Here is a 908-nt window from a genome sequence, read left to right on the forward strand (position 1 = left end):
GGCCTGGCCGGCGGGGTTGCGCTGGCCTGCCTGCGGATGGCGCGCGGACGGCTTCTCGCCCCCCTGCGCTGGCTGGCCGCGGGCTATGTGCAGGTGGTGCGGCGCGTCCCGTTCATCGTGACGCTGTATATCGTGTTCTTCCTGACGGGCATGGCCGGGCTGGACGTGTCGGGAACGACCGTGGCGCTCTGGGCCATCGGGCTGATCGCGGCGGGATATATCGCCGAGATCGTTCATGGCGGTGTCAATTCCGTTCCGGCCGACCAGATCGAGGCCGCCGTCACGCTCAACCTGCCCCTGCTGGCGCGCTGGCGCTACGTGATCGTGCCGCGGGCGTTGCCGGTGATCGTGCCGCCGGCCGTCGGCTATCTGGTGCTGTTCATCAAGGATACGGCCCTGGCGTCGCAGGTCGGCGTCCTGGAACTGAATCAGGCGGGGGTCATCCTCTCGAACCGCGGGCTGCCGACGGTGCAGGTCTTTCTGGCCGTGCTCGGCCTGTATTTCGCCATTTCCTATCCGCTGACCCGCCTCAGCCGCATGCTGGAGAAACGCCTTGCCATATCTTGACCTGCGGGGCGTGACGGTTCGCCATGGCGCGCACGACATCCTGCGCGATGTCGGGCTGCAGGTCGGGCGGGGCGAGATCGTCAGCCTGATCGGGCCGTCCGGTTCGGGGAAAAGCACGCTGCTGCGGGCACTGATCGGGTTGCAGCCGGTCGTCGGCGGGTCGCTGACGCTGGATGGCGCGGTGATCGACATGACCGCCGCTTCGGCCGGCCGCGCCTTGCGGGCCCATGCGGCGATCGTGTTCCAGCAATTCGGCCTGTTCGACCATATGTCGGTCCTGCGCAACCTGACGCTGGCGCCGACCGTCGTCGCCGGGCGCTCCCGCGCCGAGGCCGGGGAGG

General features: G+C 68.9%; 2 protein-coding genes. Both read left to right on the forward strand.

Annotation, left to right across the window (positions count from 1 at the left end):
* A partial coding sequence (locus HUK84_RS20295) for an amino acid ABC transporter permease (protein ID WP_176641807.1) occupies positions 1 to 567 on the forward strand: 567 nt, incomplete at its 5' end.
* A partial coding sequence (locus tag HUK84_RS20300; RefSeq protein ID WP_176641808.1) for an ATP-binding cassette domain-containing protein occupies positions 554 to 908 on the forward strand: 355 nt, incomplete at its 3' end. The genes HUK84_RS20295 and HUK84_RS20300, both read left to right, overlap by 14 nt.

The sequence above is a fragment of the Nguyenibacter vanlangensis genome (assembly GCF_013376155.1).
GTDB lineage: Bacteria > Pseudomonadota > Alphaproteobacteria > Acetobacterales > Acetobacteraceae > Gluconacetobacter > Gluconacetobacter vanlangensis.